The 16,914-nt window shown below is 61.7% G+C and carries 17 protein-coding genes; 8 read left to right on the forward strand and 9 right to left on the reverse strand.

The window, feature by feature from the left end; translation table 11 throughout:
* Window positions 1–115: 115 nt before the first annotated feature.
* Entirely contained in the window at window positions 116–1,642 is a 1,527-nt protein-coding gene (locus V5735_RS22185; RefSeq protein ID WP_423747229.1) for a (R)-citramalate synthase, read from the reverse strand.
* Window positions 1,643–1,894: 252 nt separating this feature from the next.
* Here V5735_RS22185 and V5735_RS22190 point away from each other — a divergent pair, with 252 nt between their 5' ends.
* The 5 genes from V5735_RS22190 (at window position 1,895) to V5735_RS22210 (ending at window position 6,301) form a co-directional block, all read left to right on the forward strand.
* Window positions 1,895–2,317, forward strand: coding sequence for a CBS domain-containing protein (locus V5735_RS22190; RefSeq protein ID WP_423746828.1), 423 nt, complete (start codon window positions 1,895–1,897; stop codon window positions 2,315–2,317).
* Between the two features lie 257 nt (window positions 2,318–2,574).
* Window positions 2,575–3,318 carry a pyrroline-5-carboxylate reductase gene (gene proC, locus V5735_RS22195; RefSeq protein ID WP_423746829.1) on the forward strand — a complete coding sequence of 248 codons (744 nt, stop codon included), beginning with the start codon at window positions 2,575–2,577 and terminating at the stop codon, window positions 3,316–3,318.
* A complete protein-coding gene (gene proB, locus V5735_RS22200) occupies window positions 3,305–4,144 on the forward strand; it encodes a glutamate 5-kinase (RefSeq protein ID WP_423746830.1) in 840 nt (279 codons plus the stop codon). The genes proC and proB overlap by 14 nt, the downstream gene beginning before the upstream one ends.
* On the forward strand, window positions 4,137–5,468 hold the full coding sequence (locus V5735_RS22205) for a glutamate-5-semialdehyde dehydrogenase (RefSeq protein WP_423746831.1): 1,332 nt from the start codon (window positions 4,137–4,139) through the stop codon (window positions 5,466–5,468). The genes proB and V5735_RS22205 overlap by 8 nt, the downstream gene beginning before the upstream one ends.
* Before the next feature lie 386 nt (window positions 5,469–5,854).
* Window positions 5,855–6,301, forward strand: coding sequence for a hypothetical protein (locus V5735_RS22210; protein ID WP_423746832.1), 447 nt, complete (start codon window positions 5,855–5,857; stop codon window positions 6,299–6,301).
* A 75-nt stretch (window positions 6,302–6,376) separates the two neighbouring features.
* On the opposite strand, the gene V5735_RS22215 is transcribed toward V5735_RS22210, so the two are convergent.
* Complete coding sequence (locus V5735_RS22215) at window positions 6,377–7,444, reverse strand: glycoside hydrolase (RefSeq protein ID WP_423746833.1); 1,068 nt, start codon at window positions 7,442–7,444, stop codon at window positions 6,377–6,379.
* A gap of 265 nt (window positions 7,445–7,709) precedes the next feature.
* Window positions 7,710–9,326, reverse strand: a complete 1,617-nt coding sequence (locus V5735_RS22220; RefSeq protein ID WP_423746834.1) for a hypothetical protein — start codon at window positions 9,324–9,326, stop codon at window positions 7,710–7,712.
* 115 nt (window positions 9,327–9,441) lie between these two features.
* Here V5735_RS22220 and V5735_RS22225 point away from each other — a divergent pair, with 115 nt between their 5' ends.
* Window positions 9,442–10,338: an NAD-dependent epimerase/dehydratase family protein gene (locus V5735_RS22225; RefSeq protein ID WP_423746835.1), complete on the forward strand. Its 897-nt coding sequence runs from the start codon at window positions 9,442–9,444 to the stop codon at window positions 10,336–10,338.
* A 187-nt stretch (window positions 10,339–10,525) separates the two neighbouring features.
* Here the strand turns inward: V5735_RS22225 and V5735_RS22230 are convergent, their stop codons facing one another.
* The 5 genes from V5735_RS22230 to V5735_RS22250 all read right to left on the reverse strand — a co-directional run bounded on the left by V5735_RS22230 (window position 10,526) and on the right by V5735_RS22250 (window position 15,699).
* Window positions 10,526–11,512, reverse strand: coding sequence for a universal stress protein (locus tag V5735_RS22230; protein ID WP_423746836.1), 987 nt, complete (start codon window positions 11,510–11,512; stop codon window positions 10,526–10,528).
* The gene (locus V5735_RS22235; RefSeq protein ID WP_423746837.1) at window positions 11,509–12,402 is read right to left on the reverse strand and encodes a universal stress protein; all 894 of its coding nucleotides are present in this window, start codon (window positions 12,400–12,402) and stop codon (window positions 11,509–11,511) included. The genes V5735_RS22230 and V5735_RS22235 overlap by 4 nt, the downstream gene beginning before the upstream one ends.
* Window positions 12,403–12,478: 76 nt before the next feature.
* Window positions 12,479–14,485, reverse strand: coding sequence for an alpha/beta hydrolase family protein (locus tag V5735_RS22240; RefSeq protein WP_423746838.1), 2,007 nt, complete (start codon window positions 14,483–14,485; stop codon window positions 12,479–12,481).
* 70 nt (window positions 14,486–14,555) lie between these two features.
* Entirely contained in the window at window positions 14,556–14,939 is a 384-nt protein-coding gene (locus tag V5735_RS22245) for a helix-turn-helix domain-containing protein (RefSeq protein WP_423746839.1), read from the reverse strand.
* A gap of 121 nt (window positions 14,940–15,060) precedes the next feature.
* Entirely contained in the window at window positions 15,061–15,699 is a 639-nt protein-coding gene (locus tag V5735_RS22250) for a helix-turn-helix domain-containing protein (protein ID WP_423746840.1), read from the reverse strand.
* Window positions 15,700–15,860: 161 nt separating this feature from the next.
* Here V5735_RS22250 and V5735_RS22255 point away from each other — a divergent pair, with 161 nt between their 5' ends.
* Together V5735_RS22255 and V5735_RS22260 are read left to right on the forward strand one after the other, a co-directional pair.
* Window positions 15,861–16,007: a DUF7560 family zinc ribbon protein gene (locus V5735_RS22255; RefSeq protein WP_423746841.1), complete on the forward strand. Its 147-nt coding sequence runs from the start codon at window positions 15,861–15,863 to the stop codon at window positions 16,005–16,007.
* 93 nt (window positions 16,008–16,100) lie between these two features.
* Complete coding sequence (locus V5735_RS22260) at window positions 16,101–16,565, forward strand: pyridoxamine 5'-phosphate oxidase family protein (protein ID WP_423746842.1); 465 nt, start codon at window positions 16,101–16,103, stop codon at window positions 16,563–16,565.
* A gap of 49 nt (window positions 16,566–16,614) precedes the next feature.
* Here the strand turns inward: V5735_RS22260 and V5735_RS22265 are convergent, their stop codons facing one another.
* Window positions 16,615–16,752 (reverse strand): DUF7560 family zinc ribbon protein, encoded by a 138-nt coding sequence (locus V5735_RS22265; protein ID WP_423746843.1) that lies wholly within the window; start codon window positions 16,750–16,752, stop codon window positions 16,615–16,617.
* Window positions 16,753–16,914 lie beyond the last annotated feature (162 nt).

The raw sequence follows: 16,914 nt of genomic DNA on the forward strand, positions 1-16,914 counted from the left end.
GCTATTAGACAGACGCACTGTGTAGATTTCTGTTCCCACCGAGACCCGAACGGCACTCCGCTCTCGACGGACGTATCCCTAAAAAAGAGTTCCCGTCCGGTCCCCGTACGAGGCGCTAATCGTCGGCCACAGCGGGTTCCGGATTCCTGTCGAGGAGTCGATTGAACGCATCGAGCATGACGGTGACGCTGGCGCGAGTGATGTCCGAATCGCTCGCGTTCACCGTCACCGAGTGGTCGCCGTGCGAGACCTCGACTTCGGCGGTGACGAGCGCGTCCGTCCCGCCGGTAATCGCATCGACGTGATACGATTCGAGCGTCGCGTCGATGTCGAGCGCCCGCCGGGTGGCGGTGATGGCGGCGTCGACGGGACCGCTCCCGACGCCGCTCGCCACGTGTTCTTCGCCGTCGACGGCCAGTCGAACGCTCGCTGTCGGCGTCGCACCGCCGCTCGTCGCGGTGAGGTCCAGCAGTTCGACGCGCTGGTCCCGTTCGCGGCCCTGTACTTCGTCGGCGATGGCGAGCAGGTCGGTGTCGGTGATACGCTTTCCGCGTTCGCCGATTTCCTTCACCTGCTCCACTATCGCGTTCAACTCGTCGTCGGTCACGTCGACGTCGTGTTCGTCGAGTGCCGCACGAACACCCGCCCGTCCGGCGTGCTTTCCGAGAACGAGTCGCCGTTCGCGGCCGACGGCACTCGGAGAGTACGGTTCGTACATCGCGTCGTCCTTGAGCGTCCCGTCGGTGTGGATGCCCGACTCGTGCGTGAACGCGTTCTCGCCGACGACGGCTTTGTTCGGCGCGAGCGGAACGTCGGTCGCCGTGGCGACCGTTTGTGCGAGGTCGTACAACTTCTCGGTCGAGACGGTCTTGACGTCGTATCCGTGGTCGAGCGCGACAGCGACTTCCTCCAACGCGACGTTTCCGGCGCGTTCGCCGATGCCGTTGACGGTGGCATGAACGAGGTCGGCTCCGGCCGCGACGCTCACCAGCGCGTTCGTGAGCGCCAAGCCGAGGTCGTCGTGGGTGTGGGTGCTCGTCGGACCGAGCGGGGCCAATCGAGAGATGACGTCCGCCGTGCGGTCCGGCGTCGCGTGCCCGACCGTATCGCAGTAGCAGATGCGGTCGGCACCAGCATCGAGGGCCGCGCGCATCAGTCGTTCGAGGAAGTCGAGGTCGGCGCGTGACCCGTCTTCGCCGAGGACTTCGACCCACAGGTCGTGGTCCTTCGCGTATTCGGTGAGACGGACTGCTGTCTCGACAACATCGTCGCGCGTCGTCCCGACTTTCCCCTCGATGTGGCGGTCGCTCGCCGGTACCACGAGATTGACACCGTCGACGGCACAGTCGAGCGCCAAGTCGATGTCGCCCTTGATACCGCGAGCGAAACTCGTCACCGTCGCATCGAGGCCGAGGTCGGCGACGCGCGAAATCGTTTCTCTCTCGCCCGCTCCCGTGCACGCACTGCCCGCCTCGATGACGCCGACGCCGGTCGCATCGAGTTTTCGTGCGATTTCGGCTTTGTCCGTCGGCGTCAGTGAGATGCCGGGCGCTTGTTCGCCATCGCGGAGCGTGGTATCGAGGAACTGTACGTCAGAATCGGAAGGTGGAGTTTGTTCGGGGAAGTCCCCGAATAAATCGATCCCTGGTCATGATAGCCAGTTCAGTGTGCTACCCAGACCCATATAAGGTGAGTGAGACTGGCAGATATTGTGGTTTGTAAACGACAATGACAAAGGTGACGACATAATCGCCGGTTGTGGAACACGGCGCTTTTCGTCCGCTACCGGTGCCGAACTGGGTACCCGTGGAGTAGTCCCAAACGGTTCAATCGTTCCGATAGTTGAAACTGTATCAGCGGCAACTTTTATCCATATTCGGAGAGAGACAACGGTATGGAAGACGTTTTGGTAGGGCGACTCATGTCGACCACGCTCCAGACGGTAACGCCCGAAACGCTCGTGGAAGAGGCGGCACAGAAGATGCTTTCTAACGACGTGGGGTCGGTTATCGTCACCGACGACGAAAACCACCTCGAAGGTATCCTAACGACCACCGATTTCGTCGAAATCGTGGCCGAACGCCAGCCCAAGGACGAAACGCCCGTTTCCGCCTACATGACTGCCGACGTGAGTACCGCGTCGATACAGGATTCGATTCGGGAGGTCTCCGACCGCATGGTCGAAGGCGGATTCCATCACATGCCCGTGGTCGACGAGACGGAGGGCGTCATCGGAATGATTTCGACGACGGACCTCACCGGGTATCTCTCGGACGTACAAACGCCGAGTCCATCGCAAACGGATTCGGCGCAGTGAAGTAACGCACTACGGGGATTGTCGAACAATCGCATCGTCGGACCCGCGACGACAGGGATTCCACGCTGGGATATCTGCCACCACGGTCGTGTCCCGTTCGTCGGTCCGCGGAAAGGATACGAACCGGCCGAATTCCCCTCCATTCGATACCGGTTCACTCGAATGGCAGTCCCTGCCGTTACCAACGTTATTTAGTCTCCGTCCCTACGACGGGTCAGTATAGGATGGTACAGGCTAGCGTTATTGGGTGTGGAAACATGGGGGGTGCCCTCGTTCGGGGACTCTCCAGAACTGGAAACCATTCCGTGGTCGCGTACGACGTGGACCCGGACGCCCTTGATGCGATATCGGGGCACTGCTCGGAAACGACGACGGATATCGCGGTGGCAACCGAACCGGAAATCGTGTTCGTCGCGGTCAAACCCGATTTGGTCGCTGACGTCGTTACCGAACTCGACCTCTCCCCGGAACAAACGCTACTCTCTATCGCCGCGGGTGTTCCGACGACGGCGCTCGAAGCGAGAACCGACGCGACGGTCGTTCGTCTGATGCCGAATCTCGCGGCCGAATCGGGAACGATGGCGGCGGCGGTCGCCGGAGCGGAGATATCCGATGACGTCGCGTCGCTCCTCGAAGACCTCGGCGTCTTCGTCGAGATAGACGAAGCGCAGATGGACGTTGCAACCGCCGTCAACGGCAGCGGACCCGCGTTCGTCTTTTATCTACTCAACGCGATGAAGTGGGCCGGCGTCGAGAGCGGCCTGCGTCCGGAGGACGCGACGGTACTCGCCGCACAGACGTTCAAAGGGGCCGCCGAGACCGTGCTCCGGTCCGACGAGAGCATCGAGGACCTGATAGACGCGGTGTGTTCACCGAAAGGAACGACGATAGCGGGGATGGAAGTCCTTCGCGACAGTTCCGTTGAGGCAACGATTGGGGAAGCAGTTGCGGCGGCGGAAAATCGCTCGGAGGAGTTGGCGCCTGACTATGACGACGAATGAAGCCAGAGAAACGCGGGCACTAGAACGCGCGAGACGGGCGGCGGCAACGGCCGACCGAATCGTCGTGAAAGCCGGGACGAACTCGCTGACGGACGAGACGTCGAAGCTCGACGACGAAAAGCTCGACAAACTCGTCGACGACGTGATGACGCTCCGGGAGCGCGGGCGGGAGGTGCTCTTCGTCTCGTCCGGTGCCATCGGTGCCGGGAAGGGTCGGGTCGGCTATCCGAACGATACCGTCGAGGAATCACAGGCCCTCTCGACCGTCGGCCAATCTCACCTCATGCGTCGATACACGGAGAGTTTCGAACGCTACGACCAAAAGATCGCCCAGATTTTGGTCACGCAGAACGACCTCGACAGCGCGGAACGGTTCACCAACTTCAAGAACACCGTCGAAACGCTGCTGGAGTGGGGTATCGTCCCGATAATCAACGAGAACGATGCGGTCGCGACAGAGGAGATTCGAATCGGCGACAACGACATGCTCTCGTCGTCGGTGGCGGTCGGCGTGGACGCGGGACTGCTCGTCACGCTCACCGACGTCGGCGGGGTCTACACCAGCAACCCGAAGGAAAATCCCGCGGCGGAGCGCATCGAAGCGGTGGGTCGCAACTACGGGGACGTACAGGAGATGGTCGACGAAAGCGCGACCGCCAAGTTCGGCGGCATCCAAACGAAGGTTGCGGGCGCACACTCGGTGAGCGAGCGTGGCATCCCGGCCATCATCGCACGGTCCACGAAGGAGGACGTCGTAGACCGAATCGTAGACGGAACCGCGGTCGGAACGATATTCATTCCCGAAGACGGAGCCAACGATGACTGAAAAATCGACGGAAACGAAAGTGGAAGAGGCGGAGAGTGCCGCACTGAAACTCGCACAGTTGTCCGACGACGAGCGGTCGGCGGCGCTGAACGCGATTGCCGATGCGATTATCGAGCGAAGCGACGAGATACTCGAAGCCAACGAACGAGACGTTGGCGAGGCGGAAGAGCTCCTCGCGGCGGGGGAGTACAGTCAGGCCCTCGTGGACCGACTCGAACTCTCGCCGTCGAAGCTCGATAGTATCACCGAGATGGTTCGGAGCGTCGCCGCCCAGGACGACCCGTTAGGAGAGACCCAAACGGCGCGCGAACTCGACGAGGACTTGGAACTGTACAAGTGCACCGTTCCCATCGGCGTCATCGGAACCATCTTCGAATCGCGGCCCGACGCGCTCGTCCAAATCGCCGCCCTCGGCCTCAAGTCGGGGAACGCGGTGATACTGAAGGGTGGCAGCGAGGCGAGCCATTCGAACAGGGTGCTCTTCGAAATCATTCGGGACGCGACGTCCGAGATGCCCGACGGATGGTCTCAGCTCATCGAGGCGCGAGCGGACGTCGATGCGCTGCTCGACATGGACGACGCCATCGACCTCCTCATGCCGCGGGGCAGTTCGGCGTTCGTCGAATACATACAGGACAACACGAGTATCGCCGTCCTCGGCCACACGGAGGGAATCTGTCACGTCTACGTTGACGACGCGGCGGACCTCTCGATGGCGACGGACATCGCGTACGACGCGAAAGTGCAGTACCCCGCCGTGTGCAACGCGGTGGAGACCCTACTCGTCCACGAGAGCGCGGCCGCGGAGTTCCTGCCGAAAATCGTCGAGCGGTACGAGGACGCGAACGTCGAGATGCGAGGCGACGAGGCGTCCCGTGCAATCGTCGATATGGAACGGACGGAGTCGGACGACTGGGCGACGGAGTACGGCGATTTGGTCGTCGCCGTCAAAGTCGTGGACTCGCTCGGCGAGGCCATCGACCACATCACCACGTACGGGTCGAAACACACGGAGTCGATAGTGACCGAAGACGCGGAGCGTGCGAGCCGTTTCATGCGGAGTCTCGATTCGGCGAGCGTGTTCCACAACGCCTCGACCCGGTTCAGCGACGGTTACCGGTTCGGACTCGGGGCCGAAGTCGGAATCAGTACCGGAAAGATACACGCGAGGGGACCGGTCGGCCTCGAAGGCCTGACGACCTACCAGTACTACCTCGAAGGCGACGGACAGGTCGTCGGAACCTACGCCGGGGCGGACGCGAAGCCGTTCACGCACGAGGATTTCGTCGGGTCGTGGACTCCGGGGTCGCTATCCGACCGATAGCGAATCGATAGCGGCGAAATCGGAGTCGGAACGGTATCTTTCGGACTTTCTCTCACCGAGGTCTAATTTTCTCGGCGCGCTCGGCCACGATATCGGCATTTCGTCGCCGCTGACCCTCGCGTCGGAGCGGCCGACCCTCCCCACTCTCGCCCCCCGACTGTTCTCCATTTCTACAAATCTTTATACTGATAGCTGTCCTATCTATAGTTGGAGAGGCGAGGGGCACTCACCGGGGGTACCGACGAACGACCGGTCGTCGGGGGGCAAGAGGACCGCTATGAATCAGCCGTTGCGTACGGTGTCCGTGAGGTTCCATCGACTTTCGTCTTCCGTCGCGCTATTCCGCGACGGATTTCGCGCGTTCCTACTCGGTAGGGGGTGGCACAATGACAAATAAAAAACAAGAAGTGGGGTCGGAGTACGACCGTGGCTACGACGAGGGGTACGAACAGGCATCGCGCCGCACTCGGCGGTCGAATCGCCGTGGAACGCTGTCCGTCGTCATCGGAGCGATTGGCGCTCTCTTGCTGGCGATGCTGGTTGTACTGGCGCTCTTCCTGGGGGGGATTTGGCTCGGCTCGCTCGTGGCCGACCAGCCAGCGGACGCACCGGTCACGCCCGTCGTTCCGGCGGGCACGGGAGTCAACGGCGACGTGACGGTGGTAGAAGGAGACACGACGGTGACGGTTGCGGGGACCGGCGTCGCGAACGTGCCGATACCCGGCAGTGGGCACATCGCTATCATCGTCGAACCGACGACGATAACGCTCCCGACGAACGGTGACGTGTCGTCGATTTCGATCCGAACGGGCGGCGTTTCCGTTCGCTGGTAACCGCTGCCCTGGTTGTCGAACGACTCGGGAGGGGTAAACGATGCACCTTAGGCAGTACCGCGTGGTTGGCACGCATCATCTCGGACGGGGGCCGGTTCTCGGAATCGTCGACCCCTTCATCTCGGTCATCCAGTCCGGGTACTCCTTGCGTTCGGTTCCGTCGTATTCCGGGTCGCCGGACATCGCTTTGATGGCGCGGGCGTCGTCGAGATTCCAGACGGCACCGTCTTCGTGAAAGAGGCCGTTCACCACGCCTTGGCGACGGAAGTGGAGTTCCGAGGCCGGCCGTAGCATGAGCGACCAGAAGAAGTTCCCGACGTTCGCTTCGTGAATGAGCGGGGCGAGCGACGAGTAGTCCGGATAGCGTGCCTCACCGGTCACGTCCGCGAAGAACCCCTCACCCGGCCGCACCCGCTGCCATTCGGAGAGCCACACTTGCTTTCCCTGTCTGGATTTCGTGAGCGCCGCCTGTTCGAGCACTCGCCGAAACAGCGCCGGGGTCTGCGCGAAATTGTAATGGAATTGAAGGATGTCCAACCCCCAGTCGAGATAGTCGGTATTGTTCGCGAGGCTCGTCGACCCCATGGTGAGCGGAATCGAACCCCGATAGTGCGTCAACATCTTCGTCATCGCCTCGACGAACTTCCGAGACGACCGCTTCCATCCCGGTTCGTTCGAGAGTTCGATGGCGAGCAACCGTTCGTCGTCTCGGTATTTTTTCATGAACCAGTAGATGAAGTCGCGGGGGTTCCCCCAGAGTTCCTTGTCCAACATCGTTCTCGTCGATGGGGAAAACGTTTGGACGCCTGTGAGAAGGTCCGTGTCGTACAAGTTCTCCAAGGTCGGCTCTTCGCCGATACTGTCGAACAGGCCGAGAAGGACCTCGATGTCGTACGAGTCGGCGGTTTCGAGGAAGTGTTCCAATCGCTCCTCGTGTGCCGTACGGTCTTCGAGCCAGAATTCGTAGCTCAACCACGTTCTAATGGCGTTCAGGTTCAGGCTGGCGGCGTACCCGAGGTCGCGCTCGATAATCGCAGGGTCGTACTCGCGCCACATCTGGTACCGGTTGAACGCCCGCGTCGGGATGTAGATGGCCCCACGGATGTCCACCGGGTCCCGATTCGATGCCAGTTCGCGCGACAAAGCGTTTGCGCCTCGTGTGCGACCCGTCTCATCGGCTGACGAGACGGACCACGCGTTACAGCCAGCGACTCCGATGGAAGCGGAGGTTGCACCCACTTGGAGGAAACGACGGCGGGAAATCCGGGAATCCATTCGTAGAAGGTCGATTGTCGAGTCGTACGATAAAGACTGTGCCCGATGGAGATGATTTTACATATCGCTGAGTTGTGTTCCTCCTCGTCCTCGTGATAGGCGGCCGAGCGAACGTGAACGCGTACAACGCGAGTCACGTATGCGGACGAATCCGGACGACCAGCACGCCCGTATTTTCGTACGAGATTTCGTATTGGTCACTTCGTTCGAGCGAACGACGCATACGGCTCGATTGTACAGTGGAAATTCCTCGTACCGTGTACTGCCCTTTCGGGATATAGAGGTACGCCGGGTGACGGCCACTCGAACGGAGCGCATCGGTCAGGCAGCGAGCCGTGTCGCAATCCGAGAGGCTCCGATAGGCGTCCATCTGCCGTTGATACGCCGCGGGTGTCTTCCATTCGACGCCCCACGGACCGACGAGAATCGTTCGGTCGGTGAAGTACGGGAACCACTCCGCGGCGTCGCCGATGACCACGAACTCCGCATCGGATGGCGTCTCCGCCCGTACCCACGACATCGCCGACGTGTCCTCGCCGTCGATAAACGACGGCATCGGGTCGTGATTCGTGACCGACTGATTCGCGACGAACATCCCGCCGAGACTAACGAACAAGCAGAGGACGACCGCGGTAACGGCAATCTGCGACGTGGCGGTCCGTTCCGACCGGGAGAGACGGGCACGAATGGCCGGCATCACGTCGGTCACCCCGAGCGTGAGAATCATGACGCCCGGAATGAACGCGAACCGTATCTCGTCCATCAGAAAGACGGAAACGCCGAACCAGAGGGGAAGAAAGTACTGTCGCCGCCGGAGGAGGTAGTAGATGCCGAAGGTGAGAAACACGTACCAGACCAAAATAACGGGGAAACCGGCGAACGGGTCGCCAAGCCGGTCGAGAAATACAGTCACGCCCGCTCCGAGTCCACCGTGCGTCCCTGCCGCCGATGTGAACACGCCGATGCCGTGAGTCGAGGCGACCCGCACGAGCCACGGGCTTGCGATTAGCAGTCCACCTCCGGCGACGACGAGTCCCCGTCCGAGACCGTCGAGCGACCGGTCCTCCCCGAGGAAAAAGAGGACGTAACTGGCCGCGAAAAACATCGAATACGTCGGATGAGTAAGTAGCATCACCCCGAACAGGACAGTGCCGACGACGAGGGAACGGCGGGTTCGATAGCGGAACAGTCGAATTCCGACGTACAATCCGGACAGGAGGACGAAAAACGCGGGTGCTCGAACGATTCCCCCGGCGGATAGATGCCACTGGAGAAGCGTCGGCGTGACGGCAGCGATGATCGCCGCAACACCCGCCCGTTCGGACGATGGGAGGAACTCGCGGGCGAGATAGAAGTACGGAACGAAGGCGATGGACGTCACCATCGCCGGTAGCACGCGCGAGATTTGGAACGGGCTCACGCCGAGGTCGAGAAGGATGGCGTTGACGTAGAAAGTGAGGGGAGGATACGCGAACGGAATCCCACTTCGCGTATAGCCCATCACCCGGTCGGGAAACGCGTAGTTCCCGCTCACGATGGTTTCGGATGTTTTGAGGAAGAGTCCGGCACCGTACGCCGGATAGCGATGCGTCAGGAGATAGGCGATGCTAACGAAGACGGCAGTCGTGAGGACGAGTACGACTTTTCGGTTCCCCCTGAACAGGGTAGTCGCGAAGAGTTCGTACGACCTTCCGAGGATGTATTCTATACTTCCCGTACGTTCATCATCGTCGCTTTCGATATGGCTCATTGAAGAAGAGGGGTAGTGTATCGGAGAGGGCCACCGAACGGGTATATGAATTGTGGCCACCGGGGGAGCGACACGCGGCGAGTATTTTTACGGCAGGAGCGAGAACGGGGGGGTCGTGACAAAGACAGTCGTCGTCACCGGCGGAAACGGCCGGGTCGGGCGTGGCGTGCTGGCGCACCTGAACGAGGAGGGATATCGAACCGTGAACCTCTCGCGGGGCAAGCGCGACGAGAACCACTCGGACGTCTATCTGCGGACCGACTTAGTGGATGCGGGGGAGGTCTACAGTTCGCTCGGGAAGAGTGACGCCGATGCGGTCGTGCACTTGGGCATGATTCCGACGCCGGACGAAACGCCCGGATACCGTACCTACGAGAGTAACGTCATGTCCAGCTATCACGTTCTCGAGGCCGCGGGCGCGTTGGGAATCGAGACGGTGGTACTGGCATCGAGTTTCAGCGCTATCGGCGGCGGATTCGAGCCCGAGGGAATCACCGTCGATTATCTTCCGCTGGACGAACATCACCGCCTGACGCCATCGAACCCCTACGGATTGGGAAAACAAACGGTCGAAATCGCGGCCGACGGATTCGCCCGTCGCGTCGAAGACCGCCCCCGGACGATAATCTCCTTGCGGTTCCCGTGGGTCGTCGACGACCACCTCGCCCGAGAGACGTTCGTCGAGGCCGACCGAACCCTCGACGGAATGCGAAACTCCGACAACTTTCACACCCAGCGAAACACGCTGTTCACGTACGTTCACATGTCGGATGCGGTCCAACTCGTCCGTCTGGCCGTCGAGGCGAGCGTTCGAGGCCACGAACGCGTCTGGGTGTCCGCACCCGACACCAGCGCCGAGACGCCCACTCGTGAACTCATCGAGGACGTCTTCCCCGACGTCGAGGTTCGTGATGCGCTTGGCGATGACGACTACTCGTCGCTGGTCGATACCGGGAAGGCGGGCGACCTGTTCGGATGGGAACCTCGATGGAGTTGGCGTCAAATCGAGTGATGCGGTTGTGAACATCTACTCCTTGCTGTCCGTTCCGACTGCGCTCCCCGGTTGACCTCCGAAGGGTGACAAAAACGCTCGCCGCGAGAGCGAACGCCATCGACGCAAAACGAACCGCGACGCCCGTCTTGAAGCGATTCGTGCTGAGCTACCGAGTTCTCCACTCACGAAGCATAGTCGCCGTTGCTCAGTCCTCCTCGCTCAGGTCCCGAACCGTCAGGACCGGCGTCGTGGCTCGCCCTAGAACCGTTTCGGCGACGCTCCCCATCACGAACCGGTCGACGCCGGAGCGGCCGTGCGTCCCGAGGACCACGAGGTCGATATCGTGGTCGTCCGCGTAGTCGAGAATTCGGTCCGCGGGGTGACCGTGAAGGATGTCACTGGTAGTCGCAACGCCGGTGTTCGAAATCCGAGCGACCGCATCCGTGCACGCCTGTTCGGCTTGCTGAGCCATGAGTTCACGCCCCGCCCCCTTTCGAGTCACCCGCGAATCGACGACCGAGACCACGTGGACGGTCGCATCGTACGCGGCGGCGAACTCGCTGCAGTGGGAAATCGCTCGTCGTGACCCTCGCGTTCCGTCGGTCGCGAGGAGGACGTCCGTATACTCCGTCGTCGGAGCGGTTTCGACCGACCGAACCGTCAGTACCGGCACCTCCGAAAGACGGACCACCTTCTTCGCCGTGCTCCCCACGAGCCGGGCCTTGGAGCTTCCGGCACCCTCGGTTCCCATCGCTACGAGGTCGATGTCGTGCGCGTCGGTGTATTCTATGATCGACAGAAACGGGAGCCCCGTCGCAACCGTTTCCGTCACGTCGAGACCGTGTTCGCGCGCCCGCTCTCCGACCGAAGCGGTCGCGTCCCGCCCCTCTTCGTTCAGCTTGGCTTCGAGCGGTTCGACCCGCTGTTCGGCCCGCGACCCGGAGAGGTACGGTAAATCGACGACGTACAGCGCATGTACCGTCGCGTCGCACGCGGCTGCGAGTTGAATACCGTGTGTGATCGCTGGCTTCGTCCCGTCTTTGCCGTCCGTCGGAATGAGAATCGAGTCGTACATCGAACCCCCATGAAGCGTTCGTCTCGAAACGACTTCAATCGCGTTCCCGATTCCGTAGGTGTACTCTCCGGTGAGCGCACTCCCTTCAAAAACGGGTTCCGTCGCGTCGCGACTCACGAATCCCGTTTCACAACGACTATCGGAACCTCGACCGTTCGGAGCAGGGTCGAGGTGACGCTTCCCAGGAACTGCCGCCCGACGTTCGACCGGCCGTGGGACGCCATGACGACGAGTTCGATGTCGTTTTTCTCGACGTACTCTCGGATGCCCGCGGCGGCACCCTCGAAGGACGTCGTGCGTTCGACGGCGGTTTTCACCGGTCTGGAAACGCCTTCTTCGACCTCACCTGCAACCTCCTCGACCGCGGCTTGTCCCCGCTCGTCGAGTCGTTCGATAAATTCGGTTTCCAGGCCACCCGCGTCGAACGCTCCCCCGGCCACCTGTAGGTCCACGACGTTCAGGACGTGAACGGCCGAATCGTACCGCCGAGCGATTTCGATTCCGTGCGGGACCGCGACGTCGGCGTTTTCGCTCCCGTCCGTCGGGACGAGGATGCGAGCGTAGCCGGTCGATTTCGCCGTCTGCTTCACATCCTTGGGGACGACGAACACGGGAATTGCGCTCCGATGAAGGAGTTGTTCGGTGACGCCGCCGAGGAGCTGTTTTTCCACCCCACTCATCCCCTGACGACCGATGACGAGGAGATCCGCGTCACGTTCGGCGGCGAACTCGCTGATTTGGACGGCGGGCTTGCCCTCCCGAAGCGCCGTCGTCACCGACTGCCCGCGTTCCGAAGCGGTGTCCTCGATGTCACCGAGGATTCGCTCGCCGCGCTCTCGAAGCCGTTCCGCTTCGTCGGCGCTCGTCGTGAGTCCGAGCGCTTTCCGTTCGACGACGTGGAGGAGGTCGACGGTCGCGTCGAACTCCCCCGCGAATGCGAGACCCCGCCGCGCCGCCCGGTTCGCTTCGTCGCTTCCATCGACGGCGATCACGATGTGAGAGTACATTGTCCTACGCTGAGATTCGCCGTCCTCCCCCTTCACCGTTTGCCGGTGTGCCGTCGCCCGCGTCCATCGTCGGCGGTCATCGGTCGGCGGTTTTCCGTTCGCTGATTTCCCGCTCGACGCGCACCCCTCGCCGGTCGAGCGCCGCGAGCACGTGGGGGACGTCACGGTCGTTAACCGCGTCGAACGCGGTGAGTTGTGGACGGAACGGGGCCTCCCGACGGGTCGCCAACTCGAAGAAACTCGGTCCGAGCGACCGGAGCGTGACCCGGTCCACGTTCCGGGCGATGCCCGCGGCGTACAGGGCGTGATACGCGCCGATTCCGTCGCCGACGAACGAGACGCGCTCGGCGTCGGTTTCCGAGCGGAGGAACGACGCGGCGCGGGAAACGTCGAAAACGCGCATTCCGAGGAGCGACGACCCCAGAAGCAACGCGTCGTTCGCGAGCTTGAATTCGGTGCCGTAGATGCCGTCGTGGTGGTCGGCCCAGTTCGGCACCGGGATATTTCGGTTCCGCACCGCGCCGACGCCGCGCGGGTCGAAGACGAACGCCGTCCCGTGCTCGCGCGCGAGGGACGCGACGTCTTCGCTCCGCTCCGGGAGTTCGTCCGTCCCGCGTTCGTACAGGACCACGGCGGGGGATTCGGTGGCCGATTCGGGGTCCGTGACCAACGCGCCCGTGCAAACGATGTCCGGGTCCCGTTCGGTTTTGAACCAGACGCGCTCGACCCCCACCCCGTCCGATTCGGTTCGACTGATGAAACGCGGGAACAGCTCACACCCTTCCCGGTCGGCGACGAACGCCTCGGTGAGCGTCCGTCGCAACCGCTCGGCGTACTCGCAGTCGGCATCGGCGGCAGGTTTCGTCCCCGAATCCGGATACGTCTTCGCGACGTACTCCCGGATGAGGTCGTCTATCGTCCGTTCGTCCGCGTACGCGTCGCGGACGCTCCCACGAGGTGTACAGTGGAGTTCGGCTTCGTCGAGGGTTGGTAGCTCGTCGTGTGGTTCGTGCTCGGTGTCGCCGAGTCGCTCGCATAGCCACTCGAACACCCCCTCTCCGAGTTCGTACACGGAACAGTGTCCGGTATCGCCGACGACGAGGTTCACCCGTTCTCCGGCGTTGTAGATATCGTAGAGACGCCGGACGGAGGCGACCGCCTCGTGGACGCCTTCGATGGGAAAGTACCGGTCGGACGCCGCCGCGCCGATGCAGACCGGCCGGGGTGCCATCGCGGCCACGAGGTCCGCGTCGTCGATTCCCTCGGCGACGCTGCCGGTAATCGCCTGTTCCGCGTGGGTTCGTCCCCCCGTTTTCAGCCGCTCGTACCGGTGCGAAATCGAACAGCAGGGGACCGCGACATCGATTCGCTCGTCCAGGAGCGAGAGGTACAGGGTCTGTACGCCTCCGCCAGAGGTGCCCGCGACGCCGATTCGGTCGTCGTCCACGTCGTTTCGACTGTGAAGGTAATCGAGCGCGCATCGGTCGTCGTTTATCATGTATCGCGCGAGGTTCGCCCCCGCGTAGAAGCACTTCTGGCCCGCGTAGCTGTGTGGAAACGTCCCGCCGCCGCCGCTCACGGTCGTTCCCTCTATCTCCACGTCGCGGTACTGCTTGCGTTCCCCCTGTCCTATCGGGTCGACGATGAGGACGACGAACCTGTGTAGCGCCAGTTCGATACACGCCTTCTGGTTCGACGGGTCGGACTTCGGCGGTTCGGCGTGCCCGCAGAGGAAGAGAATTCCCGGATGCGGGCCGTCGCCGTCGGGGACGTAACAGTTCGCGGTCACGTGGAAGTCGGGACGGCTCTCGAAGGTGAGTAGTTCGACCGAGTACCCGTCTCCCCGACGGCGGCCGGTCGTCTCGACCGACAGCTCGTCGGGTCGCTCGGGGACGCCGCCGATACGCGAGCGGAGCGTCGAACGCACGCGCTCGCGGTGTGCTTCGAAGTCCTCTCGTGAATCGATGGCGGCCGTTCGGTCGCGTCCCTTCGAGCGGAGGTCGTCCGCACGCTGCAGTAAATAGCGGGAGAGCTGATCTTCGACGTCGAAATACCCGTCCACGGCGTCGCCGAATCCGTCCATACTACCCGTCGGTAATCGGTCAGTACACAATAAGGATTTCCCGTCCTCCCGTCGTCGGCGTGTTCGAGAACTAGTTCGGGGGTGCGGAGTACGAAATCGTGACCGAGAGTCCGTCGGTGGCGTTGACCGACATCGTCACGTCGGCGACGCGCGTGTAGTATTCGCTGGTGTGTTTCCCGGTCCGACGGATACTGATGGTTTCCTCCAGCAGTCCGACGTCGGTGAGACAGTCGAGTTTCCGATACGTGGTCGAGAGCGGGATGTCACAGAGTTCGGATATCTCCTTCGTCGAGAGGACCTCATTGCCGGTCACGTCGAGGATGGCACGGCAGTCGGCGTCGTTTATCGTATCGAGAATCGCCTGTACCTCGGCGGCATCGGTGACGACCGTCGAATCGGTTGCGTATCCCTGTCGTACCTGCGTTCCGACCGCCGCCATAGATGATTGGCTCATACACTATTGGATGGCTGCCATCGAAACCAGTCTGCACCACTCATATCGGGGGTGGTTTATATACTCCCGGTGAATATCGGCGCGAGGCGGTTCGAGAAGCGAACCGAACGGACGTGCCGATTCACAGAACGTCTTCGAAAATCTTCGACTGTGCCGCGACCAGATGTTCGGTGAACGTCGATTGGCTGATACCGAGTTCCGAAGCGATTTCCGTCGCGTTCGCCCGCTTCGGTCGCTCGAAGTACCCCTTCTCGTAGGCGGCTTGTAACACCTCCAGCTGTCTGTCCGTGAGTTTCCCTCGGTTCACGAACACCCGCTCTTCCGGCGTTCCTTCCAGCGGCGGTTGGAGTAATTGCTGCACGTCGACCGACGTGTACCGCTCCCGGAACTCCGCCATCACGTCCTGTAGTTGGCGGAAATCCTCCGCGTGGAACACGAGCGTCAGCGCACCCTCCGCTGCGGTGTATCGGTGGACGGGACAGCCGAACTGACCGAGACACTCGCACGGACAGCATACGTCTCCATCGTGCGCGATTCGATACAGGTTCGACGACCCGTACGAGAACACCGGTTCCCTGTCTCCGTCGTCCGGGAGGTCGTCCACGGCGACGAAAAACTCGGTGACGCTCCCCGTCGAATTCGGTAGGGCGACGCTCGACGAGACGTGATTGATAGTCGTGTCCGCTGTCTCCGAGAACCGGGCGAGCGGACACTCACCCGGAGAATCGAATTTCACCGTCGCTCGTATCCCGGACGCCATCGTACCATTCCTGTCTTTCCCTCCGCACACCTTTAGCGTACTGGTGGTGACGCACGCAGGAACCCCTGCCGTCCGTCGGGTGGCGGTTCGACGGGTGTGTTCTCACGCCCTTGGAAATAGAGGACGTCATTTATCCCCGAACGACGTACTACAAACTAACGATGAGCAGGACCGAGAACTACACCTTCGTCTGCCCGGAGTGCACCCGGTCGATCGCGGTCGACTCTGTCATGAGGGACGCCCTTCTCGACCACGGATGCGCGGTCTGTGGGAGCGTCGTCTCGTCCGACGTGTTCACGCCCGTCTGAGCCGTTGGCCAGCACGTACCGATTGTGGTAGGGGTGGCCTATCGCAGTGGGAATAGTTTAAGGCAGAACGCGCGGTCGGTAAACGTACTGACCATGACACTCGCCCACGAAACTGAGATGACGGAGTCGGAAATCGACGATTTCCTCGGCGAGCACGAGACTGGCGTCTTATCTCTCGCTCAGGGCGAACAGCCGTATTCGATTCCCATCTCGTATGGGTACGACGCCAGTGAACGGACGTTCTTCATGCGACTCGTTTCGACGCCCGAGAGCGAAAAGCGACGCTTCCTCGCGTCCTCACCGCATGCTCGCCTCGTCGTGTACGATGAGACGGGTGACAAAACGACGTACCGAAGCGCCGTCGCCGTCGGACTGCTCGAAGAGATTCCCCCCGAAGAACTAACCGTCGAACGCATCGAACAGTACGGTGCGGCAAAGCGTCCCCTCTTCGAAATCTGGGGTAAGTCGAAACAGGACCTCGACATCCGACTCTACGAATTCGAACCGACCACGTTGAGCGGCCGTCGAACGGAAATCGACCGCGAAGAGGACGAATAACGACCGTCGAGACAGAGAGTGTCGAAAAGACGAGCGAACGGTCGGGTTCCTAACACGGAGCGAAATTGTCCTGGCTGACGGCCGCCCCGCACACGGGACACCCGTGCGTGAGGGTCGCCTCGCGCATCGGCCCGTTGATTTCGATCTGTTGCCCACACTCCGAGCAGGTGAATTCGTATTCGTTCATTGGATATCGGTTCCTTCGTTGTGGAGACAGTTGCTAGTGATGCAATGTATCCGCCCTTATATAGATAGTTGCTAGCGCCGGAGTAATGAGTTTCCCCTCGACATATGGGGGAGTTTAAACGAGGCGAGAGTGACCGACGTTCGCAGTGAATGATATACTATA

Origin of the sequence: Haladaptatus sp. SPP-AMP-3 (genome assembly GCF_049568665.1) — an archaeon.
Taxonomy (GTDB): Archaea; Halobacteriota; Halobacteria; order Halobacteriales; family Haladaptataceae; genus Haladaptatus; species Haladaptatus paucihalophilus.

What these genes read in the sequence shown, in the direction of transcription:
- V5735_RS22190 (WP_423746828.1), top strand. Translation starts at nt 1,895, where the DNA reads ATGGAAGACGTTTTGGTAGGGCGACTCATGTCGACCACGCTCCAGACG.
- proC (WP_423746829.1), top strand. Translation starts at nt 2,575, where the DNA reads ATGGGGGGTGCCCTCGTTCGGGGACTCTCCAGAACTGGAAACCATTCC.
- proB (WP_423746830.1), top strand. Translation starts at nt 3,305, where the DNA reads ATGACGACGAATGAAGCCAGAGAAACGCGGGCACTAGAACGCGCGAGA.
- V5735_RS22205 (WP_423746831.1), top strand. Translation starts at nt 4,137, where the DNA reads ATGACTGAAAAATCGACGGAAACGAAAGTGGAAGAGGCGGAGAGTGCC.
- V5735_RS22210 (WP_423746832.1), top strand. Translation starts at nt 5,855, where the DNA reads ATGACAAATAAAAAACAAGAAGTGGGGTCGGAGTACGACCGTGGCTAC.
- V5735_RS22220 (WP_423746834.1), bottom strand. Translation starts at nt 9,326, where the DNA reads ATGAGCCATATCGAAAGCGACGATGATGAACGTACGGGAAGTATAGAA.
- V5735_RS22235 (WP_423746837.1), bottom strand. Translation starts at nt 12,402, where the DNA reads ATGTACTCTCACATCGTGATCGCCGTCGATGGAAGCGACGAAGCGAAC.
- V5735_RS22240 (WP_423746838.1), bottom strand. Translation starts at nt 14,485, where the DNA reads ATGGACGGATTCGGCGACGCCGTGGACGGGTATTTCGACGTCGAAGAT.
- V5735_RS22245 (WP_423746839.1), bottom strand. Translation starts at nt 14,939, where the DNA reads ATGAGCCAATCATCTATGGCGGCGGTCGGAACGCAGGTACGACAGGGA.
- V5735_RS22250 (WP_423746840.1), bottom strand. Translation starts at nt 15,699, where the DNA reads ATGGCGTCCGGGATACGAGCGACGGTGAAATTCGATTCTCCGGGTGAG.
- V5735_RS22255 (WP_423746841.1), top strand. Translation starts at nt 15,861, where the DNA reads ATGAGCAGGACCGAGAACTACACCTTCGTCTGCCCGGAGTGCACCCGG.
- V5735_RS22260 (WP_423746842.1), top strand. Translation starts at nt 16,101, where the DNA reads ATGACACTCGCCCACGAAACTGAGATGACGGAGTCGGAAATCGACGAT.
- V5735_RS22265 (WP_423746843.1), bottom strand. Translation starts at nt 16,752, where the DNA reads ATGAACGAATACGAATTCACCTGCTCGGAGTGTGGGCAACAGATCGAA.